At 44.2% G+C, this 1,091-nt stretch carries 2 protein-coding genes; both read left to right on the forward strand.

From position 1 onward, the window contains the following. Positions 1 to 439, forward strand: a 439-nt coding sequence (locus A3735_RS01305; protein WP_369820494.1) for a GspE/PulE family protein, incomplete at its 5' end; no start/stop codon positions are given. A gap of 3 nt (positions 440 to 442) precedes the next feature. After that, a partial coding sequence (locus tag A3735_RS01310; RefSeq protein ID WP_197485577.1) for a type II secretion system F family protein occupies positions 443 to 1,091 on the forward strand: 649 nt, incomplete at its 3' end.

Genomic DNA, 1,091 nt, shown 5'->3' on the forward strand with positions numbered 1-1,091 from the left:
CAATAGCGCACCAGAAACTCTAACTCGTATGATCAATATGGGCGTTCCGGCATTCAACATCGCCACATCTGTCAGTCTTATCATCGCACAACGACTGGCAAGACGCTTATGCAGCGCCTGTAAAGAGCCTGCTGATATCCCTCCCGAAACACTAGAGAAGGAAGGCTTCACAAAAGAACAAATTGATACAGGTTTTACACTTTATAAACCAAAAGGGTGTGATAAATGTAATAAAGGCTATAAAGGCCGGGTGGGCATTTACGAAGTCGTTAAAAACACGCCTAAGATCGCTCAACTTATTATGTCCGAAGCCACTTCACTTGAAATCGCAAAGCAGGCAGATGAAGAAGGCTTTAACAACCTTAGAAAATCAGCACTTTTAAAGGCTATTGAAGGCGTCACCAGCCTTGAAGAAGTCGAACGTGTAACCAAGGACTAACACATGGCAAGCACCACAGATAAAACATTGTCCTTTTCCTGGGAAGGCACTGACCGAAAAGGAAATAAAACTACTGGCGTTATGGCCGCGGCAAACTCGGCCTTGGTCAAAGCACAGCTTCGTAAGCAAGGCATAAAACCCGTCAAAGTAAAAAAAGCGGCTGCCACTCGTGCGAAAGGGAAAAAAATAACCCCCTTCGATGTCGCTATTTTTACGCGCCAGCTTGCTACCATGATGAAAGCGGGCGTACCGCTTATTCAAGCCTTTGATATCGTTGCAGACGGCCTTGAGAATCCAAGCCTGCAAACACTGGTTATTGATATTAAAAATGAAGTCGCTGCAGGTAACAATTTTGCCGGCGCGCTTCGTAAACACCCTCAACATTTCGATGATTTATTTTGCAACCTAGTTGACTCTGGTGAGAAGTCGGGTGCACTCGAAACCATGTTAGACCGTGTTGCGACTTACATGGAAAAAACAGAGGCACTAAAGAAGAAAGTTAAAAAAGCAATGAGCTACCCCATTTCGGTACTGGTTGTCTCTTTTATCGTTACCACTATTCTCTTGGTAAAAGTTGTACCAACATTTGATGAAATGTTTAAGGGCTTTGGCGCCGAACTTCCTGCTTTTACTCAGTTTGTTGTTGGACTCT

It is taken from the genome of Oleiphilus sp. HI0061 (assembly GCF_001635675.1).